The sequence below is a fragment of the Haloarcula sp. HT12 genome (assembly GCF_055271655.1).
The window spans coordinates 24,848-44,654 of sequence record NZ_JBUXKW010000008.1 but is presented as its reverse complement, the minus strand read 5'-3'; the positions used below and the strand labels follow the sequence as shown (position 1 = coordinate 44,654).

General features: G+C 62.9%; 17 protein-coding genes. 9 read left to right on the top strand and 8 right to left on the bottom strand.

Annotated elements, in window-relative coordinates; all coding sequences use genetic code 11:
- The first annotated feature begins 76 nt into the window (after positions 1-76).
- Positions 77-382, top strand: a complete 306-nt coding sequence (locus tag ACY9XZ_RS21275) for a hypothetical protein (protein WP_004516266.1) — start codon at positions 77-79, stop codon at positions 380-382.
- A gap of 9 nt (positions 383-391) precedes the next feature.
- Here ACY9XZ_RS21275 and ACY9XZ_RS21270 read toward each other — a convergent pair whose 3' ends face one another.
- Entirely contained in the window at positions 392-2,890 is a 2,499-nt protein-coding gene (locus ACY9XZ_RS21270) for a DUF7527 domain-containing protein (RefSeq protein ID WP_463458919.1), read from the bottom strand.
- A gap of 89 nt (positions 2,891-2,979) precedes the next feature.
- On the opposite strand from ACY9XZ_RS21270, the gene ACY9XZ_RS21265 reads away from it, so the two are divergent.
- The 5 genes from ACY9XZ_RS21265 (at position 2,980) to ACY9XZ_RS21245 (ending at position 7,727) form a co-directional block, all read left to right on the top strand.
- Positions 2,980-3,375: a DUF7541 family protein gene (locus ACY9XZ_RS21265; protein ID WP_463458918.1), complete on the top strand. Its 396-nt coding sequence runs from the start codon at positions 2,980-2,982 to the stop codon at positions 3,373-3,375.
- A 65-nt stretch (positions 3,376-3,440) separates the two neighbouring features.
- Positions 3,441-3,692: a DUF6684 family protein gene (locus ACY9XZ_RS21260; protein ID WP_463458917.1), complete on the top strand. Its 252-nt coding sequence runs from the start codon at positions 3,441-3,443 to the stop codon at positions 3,690-3,692.
- A gap of 168 nt (positions 3,693-3,860) precedes the next feature.
- Positions 3,861-5,645: a cbb3-type cytochrome c oxidase subunit I gene (locus ACY9XZ_RS21255; protein ID WP_463458916.1), complete on the top strand. Its 1,785-nt coding sequence runs from the start codon at positions 3,861-3,863 to the stop codon at positions 5,643-5,645.
- Positions 5,646-5,866: 221 nt separating this feature from the next.
- Positions 5,867-6,136, top strand: coding sequence for a DUF7520 family protein (locus tag ACY9XZ_RS21250; RefSeq protein WP_463458915.1), 270 nt, complete (start codon positions 5,867-5,869; stop codon positions 6,134-6,136).
- A gap of 184 nt (positions 6,137-6,320) precedes the next feature.
- Positions 6,321-7,727 carry an HTTM domain-containing protein gene (locus tag ACY9XZ_RS21245; protein WP_463458914.1) on the top strand — a complete coding sequence of 469 codons (1,407 nt, stop codon included), beginning with the start codon at positions 6,321-6,323 and terminating at the stop codon, positions 7,725-7,727.
- A 9-nt stretch (positions 7,728-7,736) separates the two neighbouring features.
- Here the strand turns inward: ACY9XZ_RS21245 and ACY9XZ_RS21240 are convergent, their stop codons facing one another.
- The 6 genes from ACY9XZ_RS21240 to ACY9XZ_RS21215 form a co-directional block, all read right to left on the bottom strand.
- Positions 7,737-9,440, bottom strand: a complete 1,704-nt coding sequence (locus ACY9XZ_RS21240; protein ID WP_463458913.1) for a methylmalonyl-CoA mutase family protein — start codon at positions 9,438-9,440, stop codon at positions 7,737-7,739.
- Positions 9,441-9,514: 74 nt separating this feature from the next.
- Positions 9,515-10,306, bottom strand: a complete 792-nt coding sequence (locus ACY9XZ_RS21235; RefSeq protein WP_463458912.1) for a CBS domain-containing ParB/RepB/Spo0J family partition protein — start codon at positions 10,304-10,306, stop codon at positions 9,515-9,517.
- Positions 10,307-10,344: 38 nt separating this feature from the next.
- Positions 10,345-12,066 (bottom strand): DHH family phosphoesterase, encoded by a 1,722-nt coding sequence (locus ACY9XZ_RS21230; protein WP_463458911.1) that lies wholly within the window; start codon positions 12,064-12,066, stop codon positions 10,345-10,347.
- 35 nt (positions 12,067-12,101) lie between these two features.
- On the bottom strand, positions 12,102-12,530 hold the full coding sequence (lrpA1, locus tag ACY9XZ_RS21225) for an HTH-type transcriptional regulator LrpA1 (protein ID WP_004591923.1): 429 nt from the start codon (positions 12,528-12,530) through the stop codon (positions 12,102-12,104).
- A gap of 85 nt (positions 12,531-12,615) precedes the next feature.
- Positions 12,616-13,554, bottom strand: a complete 939-nt coding sequence (locus tag ACY9XZ_RS21220) for a thiamine pyrophosphate-dependent enzyme (RefSeq protein WP_463458910.1) — start codon at positions 13,552-13,554, stop codon at positions 12,616-12,618.
- A 3-nt stretch (positions 13,555-13,557) separates the two neighbouring features.
- The gene (locus ACY9XZ_RS21215; protein ID WP_463458909.1) at positions 13,558-15,456 is read right to left on the bottom strand and encodes a 2-oxoacid:acceptor oxidoreductase subunit alpha; all 1,899 of its coding nucleotides are present in this window, start codon (positions 15,454-15,456) and stop codon (positions 13,558-13,560) included.
- 258 nt (positions 15,457-15,714) lie between these two features.
- On the opposite strand from ACY9XZ_RS21215, the gene ACY9XZ_RS21210 reads away from it, so the two are divergent.
- Both ACY9XZ_RS21210 and ACY9XZ_RS21205 read left to right on the top strand, forming a co-directional pair.
- Complete coding sequence (locus ACY9XZ_RS21210; protein ID WP_463458908.1) at positions 15,715-16,434, top strand: DICT sensory domain-containing protein; 720 nt, start codon at positions 15,715-15,717, stop codon at positions 16,432-16,434.
- 69 nt (positions 16,435-16,503) lie between these two features.
- The gene (locus ACY9XZ_RS21205) at positions 16,504-16,686 is read left to right on the top strand and encodes a hypothetical protein (protein ID WP_463458907.1); all 183 of its coding nucleotides are present in this window, start codon (positions 16,504-16,506) and stop codon (positions 16,684-16,686) included.
- A gap of 43 nt (positions 16,687-16,729) precedes the next feature.
- On the opposite strand, the gene ACY9XZ_RS21200 is transcribed toward ACY9XZ_RS21205, so the two are convergent.
- Positions 16,730-17,527, bottom strand: coding sequence for an N-acyl homoserine lactonase family protein (locus ACY9XZ_RS21200; RefSeq protein WP_463458906.1), 798 nt, complete (start codon positions 17,525-17,527; stop codon positions 16,730-16,732).
- Positions 17,528-18,152: 625 nt separating this feature from the next.
- Between ACY9XZ_RS21200 and ACY9XZ_RS21195 the strand changes: the two genes are divergently transcribed.
- On the top strand, positions 18,153-19,481 hold the full coding sequence (locus tag ACY9XZ_RS21195) for a Cdc6/Cdc18 family protein (RefSeq protein WP_336339610.1): 1,329 nt from the start codon (positions 18,153-18,155) through the stop codon (positions 19,479-19,481).
- Positions 19,482-19,807 lie beyond the last annotated feature (326 nt).

Genomic DNA, 19,807 nt, shown 5'->3' with positions numbered 1-19,807 from the left:
GTTCGAACGTATCAACGTTGTAGCGGTTGTCCGAGGGAGAACCTTTAAATACCACAAACACAAGTTAACAATTGCCATGATAGACAGGCTTGAAAAGGAAGTTGACATGCTGGAGCGCCACTTGCAGGTGCTTCGCATGGTTATCGAGAACGAGCCTATCGGTATCGTGAAGATGTCCAACGAAACTGGCTACCCCCACCACAAGGTGCGCTACTCGCTGCGCGTTCTCGAAGAGGAGAACCTCATCGAGCCCTCCAGCCAGGGTGCGATCACGACCGAACAGACCGGTGAGTTCGTCGACGACTTAGACGAGAAGGTCGACGAAATCATCGACAAGCTCGAAGGTATGAAGATCGAAGACGCGGCCGAAATCGAAGGCTAAGCTTCTCTCTCAGAGTTCCGGGACCGCCAGGTGGAACTCCTGGTTTCTCGCTTCTAACAGACAGAGGTGAAATCCCTCCTTGCGCGAGAGGTTCACGAAGCTCTTCCGCTTATCGCGGTTGAACAGCCCGCTAGAGGTGGCTTCTTCCGCGGTTTCGAGCGCCCCCGGCTCGAAGAAGCTGCTGGTGACGAGGAACGCTGACGCGAGCGACCCGGAGGCGTTGCCGACCCGCTCGGCGTTCCGGACGAGGTCCGACATCTGGCCCTCGGAGGCCGGTTCGCGCGAGTCGTTGATGTTGGCGACGACCAGCGGGTTCCCCATCCGGTCGCGGACGACGACGTCGAACCGTTCCTGTGAGCGGTTCTCCTGGCCGTCCTCCGTGTAGGTCACCGTGACGTTGCCGTTCAGTTCGGCGCGGTCGATGGCCGGGAGGCCTTCGTACAGGTCCTTCATCGCCCCCGCGTGCCCGGTGTCCCGGATCTCATAGAGGAGATTCCGGATGAGCCAGTTGACGAAGCGGTACTGGATGCTGTCTTCGAGGAACTCCTCGAAGGGCGTCCCGTTGACCGTAGCGCCCTCGGCTTCGAACTGCGTGTGGTACTCCAGCCTGAGGTTCGCCTCGACGTCCTCGCGGCTCGCCTCGCCGTCCTTGGCCTCCTCCAGCGTCGCCTTGCCCTTCGAGTCGTACCTGACGAAGAGGTTCGTCCCGTTTATCGCCTCACTGACGCTGAGCCGGGTGCCTCCCGGGGCGGTGTCGTTTTGCTCGTCGAGTTGCTCCTCTAGCCGGTCGATCTCGGCCCGCGCGTCGGCCAGTTCCGACTCCAGGCGGTCGCGTTCGTCCCGGAGCTCTTGGTTTGTGGCCTCCAGATCGGTGAGTTCGGATTCGAGGTCCGATACCGTCTCGGCCCGCTGTTCCAGTTCGGATTCGAGTTCCGCAACGCGTTCCCGTTCGGGCGACGACGTCTCGTCGGCCGGCGGCCGCGACTGGTCCGCTGTCGACGGCTGGGACTGCGGCGTCTCGGCCTGTGCAGTCGTGCTACTGCTCTCCTGGGCCGGAGCCGGACCCTGCACACTGGATTCGGTCGACGGTACCGGGTCGTCCTGGGCCGGCTGGTCGCGTCGCGGCGTCGATGCCTGCTGTCCTCCCGTCGGCTGGGTTTGAGGGGGTGACACGCTGGTCGTCGTGCTTTGCTGGGCACCCCCGGATTTGTTCGGATCCAGCGACGGGACCGAGCGTGTTTCCAGGTCCGTCCGTGACCCGCCAGACCCGGCTTCCGTAGCCGGAGTCGCCGCTGACCCGGACTGTGCTTGGGCCGGCCGCGACTCGGTGCGCTGGCTCGGTTTCGAGTCGGTCCGATCAGTGTGCTGGTCTGTCGAAGCGGCCCGGTCGCTCTGTGACGACGAGCTTCGGGCACTGGCCCCCTGCGCCTCCTGCGTCTGTGACGGGTCCGTCGCCGAGCGCTTCGGTTCGGTCTCCGGAGCGTCACGCTCTGTGGCCCCCCGGTCGGGAGCACGCTGGTCGGGGTCCGGTTGTGACTCAGTGTCGGTGCCTGTCGCCGCCCTGTCGGACACGTCGGTCGCCGATTGGCTGTCCGGACCGGGCTGATCATCCGACTCGGAACTGCGGCGGGACCGATCCGGGGCCGCACCGGCGGCTTTCGACCCCGGCGGACCGCTTGCCGGACCACGGTCCGACGGCGACTCTGCCGCAGTCTGGGTCTGTCCGGCATTGTCGGTTCCGTCGGTACCGGAATCCCCGCCAGCGTCCTGGGACGGGTCCGCCGGCTCGTCGCTGGGAGCGTCGTCGCGCCGTGTCGCCTCGTCCGGTTCTGCCCCGCCTGTCGGCGTGTTGTCCACTGCGCCGGTGTCGGCCGGTTCGTCGGCGACAGCCGGTTCGTCGTCGGCGTCGAGCGGATCGACGCCGGCGGCCGCCGGGTCCGCTGACTGCTCGTCCGTATCGTCTTCCGGCGGTTCCGGTATCTCGATGGGCTCGATGTCGACCGGCATCACCTCGTAGATGCCGACCTCGTCGTTGGCCGTCTCGAAGGCCTCGTCGTCGGTGAGCAGCTTGTCGGAGTTGCCGACCCACGCGACGCTCATCGAACGGCCCTGATGATACACTGTGTAGTAGTCACCCGAGAGAACGTTCTCGGAGAGTTCGATAAACCCGGTAAAGTTGCCGCTCGACAGCGTCCCGTCGACGTCCGCAAGCGCCGTGTCTTCGGTGTAGTACTGTGCTTTGACCTCGTCGGCGCGCTCCTGCATCACGGCAAGCAGCGGCAAGGCCTCGTGTGGTGACCGCTTGGCTGTTCCCGACGCGTCCTCGAAATCCTCGATAGTACCGTCGAGGACGCCGACGACGGTCCCGTTCAACATGAACAGGCGCGTCGGACCCGCGATGACCGCGCCGGAGAACTCCTGCCCGGCGAGGTCCTGCAGGCCCTCGAACCCGCCGTCGAACGGAACCGACTCCCAGCCGTCGACCCGTTCGACCGTGCGTGTACTCATTACTCCCACCAAGCCGGATGGTGGACAAATAGTTTGTGCCCACGGGGCCAGTCCGATGGACATATGATGATTCACCCGTTATTGTTGGTATGGTAGAGGAGCCGGGACTAAGCGACCAGTATCCGACCGCGAGTCCGTGGCCGTTGTTTGTCGCACTGGGACTAGCACTGTCAGAGATCGGCGTGTTCGTCGGGCTCTTTCCGGTGGCTGTCTTCGGGCTGATACTGTTCGGCGGCAGTATCGCCGGTATCCTCACCGAGTCCGGCTACGTCGAGCGGCCGTGGCCGACCCTGCTCGGCGTCGGGGTGGCCCTCATCGTCATCGCTGCTGCGTTTGCGGTCTGGCAGATCCCGGTCGCCGAGATCGCGCTGTCGAACGTCGGAACTGGACCGCTACTCACTCGGCTGGTGGCCGTCGGTGTGGCGGGCGCTGTGATGATTGCGATGGGCAGCGTCGCCTCGATAATGGAACAGACCGCGGCGTGAGACGGGTACCCGGACGTTTGATCGAAACCAACACTCTATTTACTGGCCTGTTCTAACGGGGAGGCATGGCACTGTTCGGGTTCGAAAAAGACACCCTGCTCGACCTCACTGTGAACGTCATCCCGCTCGGGATTCTCTTCTTTTTCATCGTCGCGTTCGCCGCGTTCCCGGCGTTCGGAACGGATCCCGTCTTCTCCGGGATGCAGTTCGCGCTGATCATCTCGATGTTCCTGTTGCTCGCTGTCCTGACCTACTACGCGGGGAAAGCCGTCGAGAACGCCGAGAAGGAGAGCGACGAACTCGGCCACGAGGACTGAACGGACAGTTTCAGACAGCCCGTCACGGGAACGTACCCAGCTCGCCAGCGAGGACAGTGTGCGGTCGACCCTTCTTTCGACGGGTTCACTGCCGGATGGGAGCCGTATTTTATCGCCGTTGCTGCAGGAATCGACCCTTTGATAATGTCCCAGTCCTGAAGGACGACTATGGTAGCAGGAGATATTGTGCTGACGGGGCTGATGGCCGTCCTCCTCGTCGGCGTCGCCGCGCTTCTCACCCGTGTCGAGAACTGGCGTTCGTATACGCCGCTCGCGGGTGGCGGGGCAGTCACGGGTGACGAGACGACAGTCATCAACCGTGAGAAACCCGCAGGTATCATTCGCTGGCTAACTACGGTCGACCACAAGGATATCGGTCTGTTGTACGGGGTGTACGCGGTAATCGCCCTGGCTGTCGGTGGGATCATGGCGATGCTCATCCGCATCCAGCTCGTCACGCCCGCCGGGGCCATTCTGGGCAACAACGCCTACAACTCCATCCTGACGAGCCACGGCATCACGATGCTGTTCCTGTTCGGGACGCCCATCATCGCGGCGTTCGCGAACTACTTCATCCCCCTGCTCATCGGGGCTGACGACATGGCGTTCCCGCGTATCAACGCCATCGCGTTCTGGATCCTCCCGCCCGCGGCGCTGCTCATCTGGGCCGGGTTCTTCCTCGCGCCGGTGACCGAGAACATGATCGAGCCGGCCCGCACGGCCTGGACGATGTACACGCCGCTGTCGGTCGAGCAGGCAAACCCTGGCGTCGACCTGATGTTGCTGGGGCTGCACCTCTCCGGTATCGGGGCGACGATGGGGGCGATCAACTTCATCGCGACCATCTTCACCGAACGTGACGGCGAGGTCAACTGGGCGAACCTCGACATCTTCTCGTGGACGATCCTCACCCAGTCCGCGCTGATCCTGTTCGCCTTCCCGCTGCTGGGGAGCGCTATCGTGATGCTGCTCCTCGACCGCAATCTCTCGACGACGTTCTTCGCCGTCGAGGGCGGTGGCCCGCTGCTGTGGCAGCACCTGTTCTGGTTCTTCGGCCACCCCGAGGTGTACATCCTCGTCCTGCCGCCGATGGGTCTCGTGAGCCTGATCCTGCCGAAGTTCTCGGGTCGGAAGCTGTTCGGCTTCAAGTTCGTCGTCTACTCCACGCTCGCCATCGGCGTCCTCTCCTTTGGCGTCTGGGCCCACCACATGTTCTCGACGGGCATGGATCCGCGGCTCCGGGCGTCGTTCATGGCTGTCTCGTTGGCTATCGCGATACCGAGCGCCGTCAAGACGTTCAACTGGATCACGACGATGTGGAACGGCCGCCTCCGGCTGACGACGCCGATGCTGTTCTGTATCGGCTTCGTCTCGAACTTCATCATCGGCGGCGTCACCGGCGTCTTCCTCGCCTCCATCCCCGTCGATCTGATCCTGCACGACACCTACTACGTCGTCGGGCACTTCCACTACATCGTGATGGGAGCCATCGGCTTCGCGGCCTTCGCCGGCATCTACTACTGGTTCCCGGTGTTCACCGGGCGGATGTACCAGCGCACCCTCGGCAAGGCCCACTTCTGGTTCTCGATGGTCGGGACCAACCTCACGTTCTTCGCGATGCTCGCGCTCGGCTACCTGGGCATGCCGCGCCGGTACGCCACCTACGAATTCGACGGCGCTATCGCGCCGCTGACGCAGGTGGCGACGTTCCACCAGCTGGCGACGGTGGGCGCAGTCATCCTGTTCATCGGCCAGCTGTTCTTCGTCTGGAACATCGTCCAGTCCTGGCTCGAAGGTCCGAAGGTCGAGGACGGCGACCCGTGGAACCTCGAACGCGACGGCATGCTGGACCGCGAGTTCCAGTGGTTCGACGAACAGCTCGAAGCCGAGGCACCGGAGAAGGACCCGTCGCTGCTCGCTGACGGCGGCCAAGAAGACGACAGCGACTCGTAAGCGCGTCGCGGTTTTTTCGCAGTCTGTTGTCTACTGCTGTGGGCGTGTCAGGTCACCGTGATAGCCGTCCCTAGCTCGCGCCGGAGACGAGGACCATAGCCGTGACGAACATCATGAGCGCGATTCCGGTCAGGACGAGAAACAGGAGTTCCTTCTGTGACATAGGATAGCTACGGCGTGGAAGTGAAAAAGGCTAATCGTCTCCACGCCGATGAATCCACATGACCGAGCAAGCTGAGGGCCGGTCCGGACGGAAGATCGTCCTTCGCCTGTACGTCGCTATCGTGGTTCTCGCCGGTGTGATGGGGTTCGTGCTTGGCAGTATCCGGCCGGAGGACCTCCAGCCGGAACTGTTCGGCGTGATTGCGCTGCCCCCGACACCGTTTGGCGTTGCTGTCTACGGATTCGTCACCATCGGTGTCGTCCTTGGCGTGTTGCTCGTGCTCGTCATCTACGTCTCCGGGCGCATCGACGACACGGCCGGGTCCTGAGCGCGTTGCTATATCATCCCCCGCCGTACCACTAATTCAGTCCCACGCTGTAGCTACCTCGTCCCGCGTGTTGGCCACCAGCTACTTGATTCCTGTATTTCGTTAGTTTAATCTAATCCGGCAAGGAACCGCCCTATAGTCGCCTGCCTGACACCAGGTCGGCGTCTCGTTGCCCTCCCCACAGATGCGCCTCGAGTTTGCCCCCCGTCAGTGGTTGGTCCGCCGGTTCGCTATCGACCGACGTGCGCTCGCCGCGTTCAGGGTGTCGCTCGGGCTATGTCTCCTCGTCGACATCGCCCTGCGGTGGTCGGACACGGTCACGTTTTACACCGATAGTGGTGCACTCCCACGCTCGACACTGACTGACCTGTATCCGGTCCTGGGCGACGTGTCACCGCTCGCTGTCTCGGGGGCCGCCTGGCTGCCGCTTTCGGCATTCGGACTGACAGCCCTCGCAGGACTGGCGCTGGTGGTCGGCTACCGCCCGCGCCTGAGTGCGGGCGTCGCGTTCGTCCTGCTCGTTTCGATACAACTCCGAAACCCCGTCGTTCTCAACGCCGGCGATACGCTGTTTCGGCGGTTGCTGTTCTGGAGCCTCCTGCTTCCCCTCGGATGTGGCTGGGAGAACGGGACGCCGGAGTCTGCATCGACACGGGTCGCCACCGCCGGCACTGCAGGCATCCTCCTGCAGGTGCTTGCCGTCTACGTGACGAACGGCCTCATGAAGCTTCGCGGTACGTACTGGCACCAGGGGACTGGGGTTCGATACGTGTTCCAGCTCGACCACCTCACCGTCCGCGCAGGTGACGTGGTTGCGGGCTGGGACCCGGTGCTGGTACTGGGGAACTGGCTCTGGCTCGCCTTGCTCGTTGGGTCCCCGTTGTTGCTCGTCTGGACCGGACGGTATCGGGCAGGGCTGGTCGCGGCGTTCATCACCGCCCACACGTGTATGGCGCTCTCATTCCGCCTGGGCGTGTTCCCGCTCGTCTCGGTTCTCGGACTGGTGCTGTTTCTCCCGCCGTCGTTCTGGGACGCGCTCGCGGATCGACGGCCCGCTGCTATCGAGGCGTTGCGACCGCGGTGGTCGGAGTCAGCGATAGGCCGCTCTCGTGTCGGATTCCCTACGGTGACGTATTCGCTGGCGGCGCTCGGTATCGTCGTGATCGTCGTTCTCAACGCTATCGCGGTCGGCTTCGTCGCCGCACCGACGGGCACGCCGGACAGAGTTTCCGACCGGAGCTGGAACATGTTCGCGCCGGATCCCGCGCTGGAAACATGGTGGTACGCGGCCCCAGCAACCCTGGAGTCCGGGGACCGAGTCGACGCGCTCACCGGGAGGCCGGTCAATCTCTCCCGGCCGTCGGAGGTGTCCGACCGGTTCCCGAACCAGCGCTGGAAGAAGTTCCTCGGGACAGCCCGTCACGAACCCGGTCTCCGACGGTCGCTCGCAACGTATCTGTGTTCCCGGTGGAACCAGAGCCACGACGATGCGCTCGAACGCGTAGATCTGGTTCTCCTGCGAGAGCCGACAAACCTGAACGGGACCGAATCCGTCGACCGGGAACGGCTCGGGTCGTATCAGTGTGTATGAGCGGACCAGTCAGGCGACGCTCGCCGTTTCCTGATAGCTCCCGTACTCTGCCTCGAAGACGGCCATGATCTCGCCCATCGTCGCGTAGGCTTTCACCGCGTCGATGATGACGGGCATGACGTTCCCGCCGTCGGTGATCACCTGTTGCAGTTCCTCGAGCGCCGCTTCCACGGCCGCGTCGTCGCGCTCTGCTTTGACCGTCGCGAGCTTGTCCCGCTGGCGTTCCTGCACGTCCTCGTCGACGGTGAGAATCTCGGGTTCGGTGTCTTCCTCGACGGTGTACTTGTTGACGCCGACCATGACCTCTTCCTCGCTTTCGACGCGCTGCTGGTACTCGTAGGCGGCGTCCTGGATCTCACGCTGGAAGTAGCCGTCCTGTATCCCCTGAATGACGCCGTCACGAACCGACCCGTCGCCGAGTTCGTCCCTGATGTGGTCGATGTAGGCCATCGCCTTCTCCTCGACCTCGTCGGTCAGGGATTCGATTGCGAAACTGCCGCCCATCGGGTCGACGATGTCGGCGGCTCCCGACTCCTCTGCGATGATCTGTTGTGTCCGGAGGGCGACCCGCACCGCTTGCTCGGACGGGAGTGCCAGCGCCTCGTCGAAGCTATTGGTGTGCAAGCTCTGGGTGCCGCCCAGCACGCCGGCGAGGGCCTGAATCGTCACCCGGACGATGTTGTTCAACGGCTGCTGTGCGGTGAGTGACTGGCCCGCGGTCTGGGTATGGAACTTCAGTTGCTTGCTCGCGTCGGCCTCGGCGTCGTACCAGTCGTCCATCACCCGGGCGTAGATGCGCCGGGCCGCGCGGAACTTCGCGATCTCCTCGAAGATGGAGTTGTGGGAATTGAAGAAAAAGGAGAGCTGTGGGGCAAAGTCGTCGACCTCCAGCCCGCGGTTCAGGCAGTCCTCGACGTAGGCGAAGCCGTCCGCGAGCGTGAACGCGAGTTCCTGCACGGCGGTCGAGCCGGCCTCTCGGATATGGTATCCCGACACCGAGATGGGCTTGAACTTCGGGGTCTCCTGACTGGCGAACTCGATGGTGTCGGTGACGAGTTTCAGCGACGGCTCCGGCGGGATGACCCACTCCTTCTGTGCGATGAACTCCTTGAACATGTCGTTCTGGAGGGTCCCACGGATCTCCTCGCGCGGGACGCCCTGCTGGTCGGCCAGCGCGATGTACATCGCATAGATGACCGGCGCGCTGGGGTTGATCGTGAAGGAGGTCGACACCTCGCCGAGGTCGATGCCGTCGAACAGTCGCTCCATGTCCGCCAGCGTGTCGACGGCGACACCCTCCTTGCCCACCTCCCCGTCAGCCATCACGTCGTCTGAGTCGATCCCCATCAGCGTCGGCATGTCGAAGGCAGTCGACAGCCCGGTCTGGCCCTCGTCGATGAGGTAGTGGAACCGCTCGTTGGTCTCGTCGGCGGTGCCGAAGCCGGCGAACTGCCGCATGGTCCACTGCCGGCCGCGGTACATCGTCGGATAGACGCCGCGGGTGAACGGCTCCTCGCCGGGGAAGCCGATGTCCTCCTCGTAGTCGATGTCGTCCACGTCGAGCGGCGTGTACAGTCGGTCTACATCGAGGTTCGATACTGTCGCGAATTGCTCTTTGCGCTCGCCGTAGGCATCCAGTACGGGGTCGAGTGTCTCGGCTTCCCACTCGTCTTTCTGCTCGCGGATGCGCCGGAGGTCCGACTCGTCGAACATGCCTCCGTGTATGTCATGATTTAGTAAGAAGGTTCGGGCGGTGTGTGGTGGTACCGACAGCCACACAGCCGGGACTAATTCTGGAGTCGCTCCGTCGTCTGCACGAGCGGATGGTGTGCGTAGTCGACGACCTCGATGTCGTCGATTGACTCCAGGTCGGAGTCCGCGGCCGTCTCGGCCATCCCGAGTTCGACCGTCTCATCGAGGACGATGACGTAGGCGTCCATCTCGTCGATACCGAGCCGCGCGGCGGCTTTCACCCGGTGGTGACCGTCAGCCAGCAGCAGGTCCCCGCCGTTGTCGATGACGACAAGCGGTTCCGCCAGCCCGCGTTCGAGTTCGTACACCCGGCCTTCGAGTTCGTCGGCGTACACCGTCGTCTGCGTCGGAGTCAGGTCGTCGAGCTTCACCTCCCGGCGGCCTTCGTGTGTCGTGATGCCGTGGATGTTCTCAAGCGTCCGGCTGAGTTTGTCCACCTTGCCCGGCGTTGCCCGCTCGATCTGTGAGCGGATCACGTCGGCGTTCGAGATGATGCCGACCAGGTGGCCGGCGTCGTCGACGACCGGGAGTTTCTGGATGCCCGACCGCAGAATGACGCGCGCGGCGTCCTGGACGGCCATGTCCGGGTGCGCCACGAGGATGTCGTCGGTCATCACGCGGAACATCGGTTCGTGGTCCTCCGCGAGCAGCAGGTCGCGCGCGCTGACGAACCCCTCGACCCGGCGGCCGTCGGTCACCGGAAACCCGCTGAAGTGGTCGTTGTCGGCGATACGTCGGGCGACCTCCCCGACAGTGTCGTCGAGTTCGACGGTGGCAACCTCGCGTGTCATGTAGTCTCCGACCGTCGGTCGACTCGATTCCTCCATCGACACTGAGTTCTCGACCGACGGCAAAAAAGGCTCGCCTACGACGGGTCGCTGTCGTCGGGTTCGACGAGCGTCTCCGGGCTGTCGTCCGGCGTGTCAGCAGGCTCATCGTCTGTCGGCTCAGCTGTGTCGTCCGTCTGTTCTGACTCGTCGTCGTCAATGTTCTCATCACCGTTTTCCAGATACGTCACGTCGCTGTCCCAATTCTCTGCGGTACCCTCACCCGGTTGTTCGGGCGCGTCGCCAGCCGTCGCGATAGTGTCATCGCCGTCCTGGCTGAGCGCCGTCGACTCCGTAAACGCAGCGACATCGTAGTCGGTGCGGGCGTAGACGCGCCCGAGCAACCGATGCGAGCGCGACTGGATGGCGTCGAGAAACCGGTCCGAGACGATAGAGCGGACGATCTCCTCCAGCGATTCGTCGCGATCATCGACGGTGATCATCCCCACGTCGATCTGTGCGCCCGCCATATCGGCGTGGCCGCCCGCCGACCCGATCTGCCCGAAGGCGTCCCGCAGGGCCTCACCGAGATCGATATCCGCCCCGCGAGCCCGCGCGGAGGCGTAGATCGTCCCGCCGACGACGCCGTACACCATCGTCGCCTGGACGCCTTCGAGATCGAGCAGCCTGTCGGCCGCCTGTGCGAGCGCGTCGCGGTCGTTGATCTCGCCGACACCGGTCAGCAGCACCGACCCCTCCTGTTCGCGGTTCGCAATCGCGCGGCCGATGACCGACAGCGTCTCCGGGCTCACGCTCGGATCTTCGATGCGCTGGAGGGTCGCCATGTCCGCGTTCGTCACGAGATGGGCGGCAGCCTCGAAGTCGGCGGCGGCGACCTCCCGGCGGAAGTCCTTCGTATCGACCTGAATGCCAAAGAGCAGGCCCGTCGCGATGGGCGTCGGGATGTCGATGTTGAACCGCTGGAGATAGTCGACGAGCAGCGTGCTCGTCGCCCCGACACCGCTCCGGAGATCGACGAAACGGGCTTCGATCGGGACGCGCGGCGGATGGTGGTCGATGACGATGTCGATAGGGGTCTCCGGCGGGAGCTGGTCGTTGACGCCGGCTCTGGAATGGTCGACCAGCGCGAACGCGTCGAAGGCTTCCAGTTCGTCCGGCGAGTCGGCATCGAGGTTCCGGAGGTCGAAATCGAGGAGGTTGACGAACGCCCGGTTCTCCTGGTGGGAGATCTCCCCGTAGTAACAGATCGTCACCTCGCAGTCGGCCCGCTCCGCGAGCGCGCCGAGGGCGACGGCGCTGGCAATCGCGTCCGGGTCGGGGTTGTCGTGCGTGACGACGGCGAGGTGGTCGTCGATGTTTCGCAGCACCTGATGGAGTTGCCGGGCCCGCGTTCCTTCGTCGCCGACCGACTGGGTGACATAATCGGTGACGACGGCCTCCGGAGTGACCAGCCGGTCCGCCACGCTGTCCAGTCGGTCGCGCTGGTCCGCTGTCGCGCCGCGGCCGGCGTAGGCGAGGAGGAACACGTCGGGAAAGCAGTCGCGTGCGGCTGTTGCCGCGGCGACGTTCCGTTCGGGGTCCTCGCTGGCGACGATGACGCTCTCCGGGTGAAAGTCGAGATCGGCGAGAACGGATGGCTCAGTCTGGTCGGCTTCGAGTACGTTGATACCGTCCGCCCGAAGCGTTTCAGCACGGTGCTCGTCCTGGGTCACGACTGCCAGGTCGCCGCGGTCGTCGCTAATCGCGTCGAGAAGGTCCGCGGCCGTCGGCCCGAGTCCGAGCACCAGCCGAGAAAGCATACCGTGCAGTCAGCGCTGGAGCGTCTAAAAACCCGTTACTTCAGCCGTTCCTGGAGAAACGACGGATGCGCGGCGGTAACGCCGTCGAGCGCGAGTATCTTGTCCTCGATCACGTCCGCCAGCGAGTCCCCGTCCATCGCGCGGACCTCCGCCATCAGCATGTGGTCACCACTGGAGGTGTACAGTTCCTCCATCTCCGGAATCTCCTTGAGGTTCCGCGTGGCCTCGACGTAGCAATCGCTCGCGATGTCGATGCCGACAAGGGCAATCGACTGGCCTGCCAGCTTCTTCGGGTCGACGTCGGCGGAGTAGCCGACGATGACGCCCTCCTCTTCGAGTTTCTGGATGTATTTCCGGACTGTCGGCTTCGATACGTCGGCTCGCTCCGCGATTTCTGCGTACGAGGCCTGTGCGTCCTCTTCAAGGACCGACAGGATTCGACGCTCCGTGGACTCGGCACTCATGGACTAATCTTTTCGGTGCATGAAAAAATATCTTCCGAACCGGAAACCCACGTTCGAGGTGGTGTCCGCAGTCCGTCAGCGAGCCTTATTTGTGGTGTTCGAGGAGGTTGTCGTAGGTCCGCTCCCACTCTGCGTCCTCGTCGAAGTACCGCTCCGCGAGCGGTTCGTCGGGCATCTCGCCGATCTGGCGCTTCTCCTCGCCGTAGGAGGGGCGCTCGTCTTCGATGTACATCCGACCGGTCAGCACTTCGCCCTCGTAGAGGCGCTCCTCGGTCTTTCGCATCATCTCGGCGGCTTCCGCGCGGTCCGAGACGTCGAAGTCGAACTCGTCGGACTGCTGGACGTCCGTGTACGGGACGTAGTGTTTCGCGTCCTTGTTCCAGGTCGGACACTGGGTCAGGAAGTCGATGTGCGCGAAGCCGTCGTGTTCGATGGCCTCGGCGATGATCTCCTTCGCCTGGTTCGGGTTGACGGCCGCGGTGCGGGCGATGTAGGTCGCGCCCGCGTTGAGCTGCTGGGACAGCGGCCGGATCGGCGACTTCGCCGAGCCGTGGGGCTGTGTCTTGGACTTGTGGCCCTTCGGCGACGTCGGCGAGGTCTGGCCCTTGGTCAGCCCGAAGATCTCGTTGTTGAACACGATATAGGTCATATCGTGGTTCTCACGGGCCGTGTGGATGGTGTGGTTCCCACCGATACCGTAGCCGTCGCCGTCCCCGCCGGCCGCGATGACTTCGAGGTTGGGGTTGGCGAGCTTCGCGGCCCGGGCGACGGGCAGCGAGCGGCCGTGGATGGTGTGGAAGCCGTAGCTGTTGAAGTAGCTGTTGAGCTTCCCGGAACAGCCGATGCCGGTAAACAGGGCGACCTCGTCGGGGTTCTTGCCGACCTCCGGCATGGCCTGCTTGAGCGCCTTGAGGACGCCGAAGTCGCCACAGCCCGGACACCAGGTCGCCTGCGGTTCGATACCGGGTGTGAACTCGTCGCGGTCGATTTCGCGTTCTTCGTTGATTGCTGAGAATGCACTCATTGGTTAGTCACCTGCCGCGGGGACGTACTTCATGTTGCTCGCGGCGAGTTCCTCGCCGTCGATGCTGGACTCGAACCCGTCGACGATCTCGGCGGGCTCGAAGGGGTTGCCGTTGTATTTCAGGAGGCTCGACATCTTGTCGCCGTACTTGCCGAGTTCCTTCTGGGTCAGGCCGCGGAACTGGGCCGTGGCGTTCATCTCGACGACGAGCGCCTCGTCGACGGATTCGAGCCACTCGGAGACTTCGTCTTCCGGGTACGGGGCCATGTCGGAGACGCCAAGTGCCTTCACGGAGTGGCCGTTCTCGTTGAGCCGGTCGACGGCCTCGAAGACGGTCCCCTGCTGGCTGCCCCATACGAGGATGCCGTAGTCGGCGTCCTCGGGGCCGTGGTAGGTCTGGTGGGACGTGTTCTCGTCCAGGTCAGCACGGATGTCGTCGAGCTTGTTGAGCCGACGGTTCATCTGGGCGACGCGGTTCTCGGGGTCCTCGCTGATGTGGCCCGATGGGTTGTGCTCGTTGCCAGTCGCGAGGAAGCGCCCGTCCTTCTGGCCCGGCACGGTGCGCGGGCTGACGTTCGAGCCGTCCTCGGGCTCGTGGAGGAACCGCTGGAACTTCCCGGAGGAGTGGTGTGCGGCGTCCTGGATCTCCGCTTCGGTGAGGACCGAGCCGGGATCGGCGTTCGGTTCCTCGTCGAAGTGGCTGGCCGGGAGGTTCCGGAGTTCGCCCTGGATCTTCTGATCGTAGACGACGATGGCCGGAATCTGGTACTCGTAGGCGATGCGGAACGCCGAGCGGGTCTGGGTGTAACACTCGCGGATGTTCGCGGGTGCGAACACGACGCGGGCGGAATCGCCCTGTGAGGTGTACAGGACGTGTTCGAGGTCCGCCTGCTCGGGCTTGGTCGGCATCCCCGTCGAGGGGCCGGCTCGCATCGCTTCGACCAGCACGATAGGCGTCTCGGTCATCTCCGCCAGTCCGAGCGGCTCGGACATCAGCGCGAAGCCACCGCCGGAGGACCCGGACATGGCCTTCACGCCGGCGTGGGACGCACCGAGTGCGAGCGCGGCGGCGGCGATCTCGTCTTCGACCTGCTCGGAGATACCGCCGAACTCGGGCAGGTGTTGGGACATGATGGTGAACACGTCGGTCCACGGGGTCATCGGGTAGCCCGAGATGAAGCGACAGCCCTCGTCGATTGCGCCGTAGGAGATGGCGTTCGAGCCCGAGAGGATGACCTGCTCCTCGTCGTGGGAGCCCTCGGGGACCTCGATGTCGTGGTCGATATCGAGTTCGCTGGCGGCTTCGTAGGCGTCGTGCAGGACGTTGAGGTTCGCCTCCTGCATGTCGCCGCTCATGTTCTGGGTGATGAGCTTCTCGAACTCGTCGGTGCTGATGTCGAGAATCGCCGCGGTCGCGCCGATACCGGCCGTATTCCGCATGATCTCGCGGCCGTGTTCCTTGGCGATGCCGCGGAGGTCCATCGGCACGACGTGCCAGTTGTTCTCTTCGGCGGCCTCTTCGAGACCGATCTCGTCGACGTCCTCGTCGTCGAGCAGCCCCTCGTCGTAGAGGAGGACGCCGCCCTCGCGGAGGTCGTCGAAGTTCTCGTACAGCGGTTTCAGCTCCTCTTTGCCGTAGTAGGCCTCTTCCTGTGGGTTCCGGGCGAAGGAGTCACCCAGGGCAAGCAGGAAGTTATAGCCGTCCCCGCGGGACTGTACCGGTTCGTCTTTCGCACGTACTTCCACGTACGTGTGGCCGCCGCGGATACGCGACGGGTAGTGGCGATGTGTGAACACGTTCAGCCCCGACCACATCAAGGCCTTCGCGAAGTTCTGGCTTGTCGAGTCGATTCCGTCACCGGAACCACCGGCGATTCGCCAGATTAGTTCGTTGTCTGTCATGGTGAAATCCTCGGCCCCAGCTCTGGTGCCGTATCTTCCCGTTGGGGGGCCATGACTAAAGATTTTCCACTACAACACCACTCATTAATCGTTATCTTTCGGCTCAGGTACCTCAGATTGCCGTTTTCGAAATGGCACTTCGCCACTGTTGGGGTGTGTGTACACGACCTCTGGGACACACCTGTCAGCCACGAATAGTAAGTCGCGCAACTCCCTCCCGCAACGACTAACACAGTGACTACCGATGTATAGTCGAGGATGTCGTTAACGGAACTCATCGCTGGCGTCGAGGACCATCAGAAGACGCTGACTATCTTCAACGCCGGGCCGACAGCGGCCGAAGACCTGCGCGAGCGCTTCGCGGACCGTAACGTCCACGTTCAGACCGAGCAGACCGAGAGCGGGCGACCGGGCGAGTTCATTACGCTGAGCGAGGACGAAGAGGTCATCGCGGCCGCGAGTCTCAACTCCTTTACCGACTCGCTCGACGAAGGCCGACAGTACATCACGCGGGACAACAGTCCGTACGCGTCGATCCTCGACCACCTCGACGAGACGATGTTCACCTCGTGGTCGATCCAGCGGATGACCGCCGCCTCCCGCGAGATCGAAGACCGCGCGTGGCGGGTGGGTAACGGGACGTTACACGCTGGCTTTCAGACCCTCTCGACGCTCCAGGGCGAACTCGACCTCTACGAGCGGTTGGGCGAGACGGACGTGGACGTTCACGCCTACTGTGTACCGGACGTCGAACCACCCGAGTACAGTACGTTCTCGCTGCACCTGGAACGGTCAGACGAGATCGCCGACTCGTGGTTCGTCGTGTTCGACGGCGGCGGTGACCCGACCCAGAAGTGTGCACTGCTGGCGGAGGAACGCGAACCGCGCGAGTTCTACGGCTTCTGGACCTACGACGAGTCCACGGTCGACTGGATCATCGACTACCTGGAGGAGACGTACGGCTATCTCGAACAGTAAAAGCCGCGTTCGAACCGGGCAACGTGGCTATTACCACGGCTGGCCGGTGGCTACCATCCCGTCCACGACATGACGAACGTTGCTGAGTCCCGAGAGTTCCGTATCGAAGAGACCGGCGAGCGCCTCAACGGTCTCGAACTGGAGTTGCACCTGTTTTTCGGTGTGTGGGCTATCGTCGAACGCGACGAAGACCGGTGGGTCGTGGCGACCGACGACGGCCAGCGCCGAACGCTAGTCCCTGTGACTGACTGATCTGTCGTGACTGTGTGACGGACTGCCCTGCCAATGCCCTGTATCAGTCCCCAATCCCGGACACGTCCTCGAACACCGCGAGGTCGTGGCCGAGCAGCACCTCGGCCCCCGTGGCCCGCTGGCGGTCGCGGCACCGCTCTAGGCTCTCTTTCCACGCACCGTTATTCCAGAGGAGGCTCGTCGCCATCGGCTGACCCGCGTAGTTCGCCTCGACGTACGCCTCGTCGCCGACGACGAGGAGCGGCTGTTCCGGGCGGTCGATGAATGCGCCCATGAGCCCGGGCGTGTGACCGGGGAGGTGGAGCAGTTCCACACCGTCGGTGAGATGATAGCTGTCGCCGTGGACGATCTCCCAGTTCAGGTCACGGTCGAAGTCGCTGGCGAGGTAGGCGATAGAGCCCTCGTCGGTGTTGGCGCTGTAGTACGCGTACGGGAGTTCCTCGCGGTGGACGTAGATCGGCACGTCCGTTCCCGCGAAGTTGTGCAGGCCGCCGGCGTGGTCCAGATGCAGGTGGCTCATGACGACGGCGTCGATCTCGTCGATGCTGTAGCCCGCAGTTTCGAGATCGGCTGCCAGCGTGTGCTCGGCGGCGTCGACGTGTGCGAAGGCCTCGTACAGCGGCGTCGGCCAGTACCCGTCCCTGGCCTCCGGATGTGAGCCGGTGTCCCAGAGAACGGTCAGTTCCGGCGTCTCTATCACGAGGTTCCAGACGACGTACGTTTCGTACTCGTGTTCCGGGTCGCGGTTCGAGGCCGTCGCGACGCTGTGGCCGTCGACGACGAAGTTTCGGTCAGCCTGTACGCGGCCCCGGTCGACGAACGTCACCGTGATCTCGTCCATAGGATCGCTACGTCCTGTCGCCAAGTAAAAAGCGGTGTCAACTATGGCGAATCGTCTGTAGCTGACTTCACTCGTTGGAACACCTGCTCGCCAGCGTGAAGTCGATTCGTCCCCTCGACGATGGGAGTCCCTTTTATATTATTTCATGCTCGTTAGGACAGGACCCACACACACCACCCTGCAAGTGTTCTCGGTGTTGGCGGGAGAGGGGGTGGGGAGGGGAGGGGCCCCTCTTGCGTATTTAAACGATCGAAGTAACGATCAGTTGTCTCGGAAGTCTCTGATAGGTAGAACCCTCAAGAGTACATAAACTGGGTTTAGAGCGGTTGTAGAATCAGTTGAGTTGTCAGCACTATCCTTGAGTTGATCGGATGTTATTGCTTGTACCATAAAATATAAATCAAAGTTACTAGGTCTAGTTATAGTCTAGAACGAGAGAATATAGAATCGCAGGACTCAAGTGTGCTAGATCAGGAATCGCCACAGCAGACCGCTCGTGGCTGTTTTCGACAGCGCTCGGAGAAACACTTGCAGGGTGGTGTGTGACTATTCGACGCAGAAACACTTGAAACACTTGAACGGTGGTCACTGGTTTTATATAGAGTCACTCAAAAGGTGGGATACGATGGTCGACGTGAACGAGAACCCGTTCGACGGGACTGACGCGATCTTCGAACGAAAGCAACCGCTGAAAAAGGACACGTTCACGCCGGATACGATCTTTCACCGCGACGAGGAGATCGAGTTCTACATCAACGCACTGCAGGACGTTATCGTCGGCCACGACCCGAACAACGTCTTCGTCTACGGTCCCACGGGCGTCGGCAAGACTGCTGTCACGAAGTGGGTTCGGGATAAACTCGAAGAGAAGGCCGAAGCCGAGGATATACCGCTCACCGTTATCGGCCCGATAAACTGCCGGAACTACCGGTCGGCGTACGCGCTGGTCAACACGCTCGTCAACGAGTTCCGGGACCCGGAAAACCAGCTCCCGGAGAGCGGCTACAGCACTGACAGCGTCTTCGAGTTCCTCTACGAAGAGATCGAAGCCGTCGGCGGGAACGTGCTCATCATCCTGGACGAGATCGACAACATCCCCGCGGACGCGCGCAACGACTTCCTGTATGAACTGCCCCGCGCCGAAGCCAACGAGAACACGCCCATCACCGACGCGAAGGTCGGGCTCATCGGTATCTCGAACGACCTCAAGTTCGTCGACGTGCTGGAACCCAAGGTGAAATCGACGCTCGGAGAACGGGAGATCAAGTTCGGCCCCTACGACGCGACGGAGCTTCGGGACATTCTGGGCTACTACGCCGACATCGCGTTCCGGGAGGACGTGCTCGGCGAAGACGTCGTCCCGCTGGCAGCGGCTTTCTCCGCACAGGAACGCGGTGACGTTCGGCAGGGGCTCCGAATACTCGAAAAAGCCGGGGAGTACGCGCGGATGGAGGGCGCGGATGGTGTGACGGAGGCACATACCCGCCGGGCGACAGATACGATTGAGACTGACGAACTGCTGGATTACTTCGAACACGATCTCAGCTCGCAGCAGGCGCTGACGTATCTCGCGACGACGCTTGCGCTCATCGAACCGAAACACGAGGCCTCGACGAAGCGGATCTACAATCTCTATTCTTCAATCGCTGAGTCGAGCGGCCGCCGGGTGAAATCCGAGCGCAAGATCTACGAGTTCCTAGACCAGCTCTCCATGCAGGGACTGGTCCGATCCGCTGAGCGGAACCTCGGTCGGAAGGGTGGGCGCAAGTACATCTACGAGGTCACGGACGACCCAACCGACATTATCAACGCCGCGCTTCAGTCCTCGTACAGCGACGCTGTCCCGAGCAACGTCAACGGAATCCTCGAACATTATCTGGAAGACGAAGCCACGGAGTTCGAGGCTCCGGACACCACCGACGACGAGCAACAGAACCTCTGGCAGTTCACGTAGCCCCACCACCCCCACACCCCCACGGGGGTTCCCACCGTAGAACACTTGCACGGTGGTGTGTGTGTGTGTTCATCGGCGGCCGCAGCTATCGAGCAGTCCAGAACAGTTGCAGGGTGGTGTGTGGGCCCCACGATAGGCCGTGATTGCAGAGTGTCTGGAGATATCTTCTCCCGTCTCTGGCGTGTAGAACACTTGCAGACCGGTGTGTCAGTCTGTTTTCACCGCGGCATCACGGTATTCCGTTTCGAAAACACTTGCAGGGTGGTGTGAACCCGATTCACCGGGAAAACCGCCCAGAACGGGCTCGTCGGAACACTTGCAGGGTG

What these genes read in the sequence shown, in the direction of transcription:
- ACY9XZ_RS21235 (WP_463458912.1), bottom strand. Translation starts at nt 10,306, where the DNA reads ATGGAGGAATCGAGTCGACCGACGGTCGGAGACTACATGACACGCGAG.
- ACY9XZ_RS21215 (WP_463458909.1), bottom strand. Translation starts at nt 15,456, where the DNA reads ATGACAGACAACGAACTAATCTGGCGAATCGCCGGTGGTTCCGGTGAC.
- ACY9XZ_RS21210 (WP_463458908.1), top strand. Translation starts at nt 15,715, where the DNA reads ATGTCGTTAACGGAACTCATCGCTGGCGTCGAGGACCATCAGAAGACG.
- ACY9XZ_RS21255 (WP_463458916.1), top strand. Translation starts at nt 3,861, where the DNA reads ATGGTAGCAGGAGATATTGTGCTGACGGGGCTGATGGCCGTCCTCCTC.
- ACY9XZ_RS21195 (WP_336339610.1), top strand. Translation starts at nt 18,153, where the DNA reads ATGGTCGACGTGAACGAGAACCCGTTCGACGGGACTGACGCGATCTTC.
- ACY9XZ_RS21220 (WP_463458910.1), bottom strand. Translation starts at nt 13,554, where the DNA reads ATGAGTGCATTCTCAGCAATCAACGAAGAACGCGAAATCGACCGCGAC.
- ACY9XZ_RS21205 (WP_463458907.1), top strand. Translation starts at nt 16,504, where the DNA reads ATGACGAACGTTGCTGAGTCCCGAGAGTTCCGTATCGAAGAGACCGGC.
- ACY9XZ_RS21200 (WP_463458906.1), bottom strand. Translation starts at nt 17,527, where the DNA reads ATGGACGAGATCACGGTGACGTTCGTCGACCGGGGCCGCGTACAGGCT.
- ACY9XZ_RS21240 (WP_463458913.1), bottom strand. Translation starts at nt 9,440, where the DNA reads ATGTTCGACGAGTCGGACCTCCGGCGCATCCGCGAGCAGAAAGACGAG.
- ACY9XZ_RS21245 (WP_463458914.1), top strand. Translation starts at nt 6,321, where the DNA reads ATGCGCCTCGAGTTTGCCCCCCGTCAGTGGTTGGTCCGCCGGTTCGCT.
- ACY9XZ_RS21265 (WP_463458918.1), top strand. Translation starts at nt 2,980, where the DNA reads ATGGTAGAGGAGCCGGGACTAAGCGACCAGTATCCGACCGCGAGTCCG.
- ACY9XZ_RS21275 (WP_004516266.1), top strand. Translation starts at nt 77, where the DNA reads ATGATAGACAGGCTTGAAAAGGAAGTTGACATGCTGGAGCGCCACTTG.
- ACY9XZ_RS21230 (WP_463458911.1), bottom strand. Translation starts at nt 12,066, where the DNA reads ATGCTTTCTCGGCTGGTGCTCGGACTCGGGCCGACGGCCGCGGACCTT.
- lrpA1 (WP_004591923.1), bottom strand. Translation starts at nt 12,530, where the DNA reads ATGAGTGCCGAGTCCACGGAGCGTCGAATCCTGTCGGTCCTTGAAGAG.
- ACY9XZ_RS21260 (WP_463458917.1), top strand. Translation starts at nt 3,441, where the DNA reads ATGGCACTGTTCGGGTTCGAAAAAGACACCCTGCTCGACCTCACTGTG.
- ACY9XZ_RS21270 (WP_463458919.1), bottom strand. Translation starts at nt 2,890, where the DNA reads ATGAGTACACGCACGGTCGAACGGGTCGACGGCTGGGAGTCGGTTCCG.
- ACY9XZ_RS21250 (WP_463458915.1), top strand. Translation starts at nt 5,867, where the DNA reads ATGACCGAGCAAGCTGAGGGCCGGTCCGGACGGAAGATCGTCCTTCGC.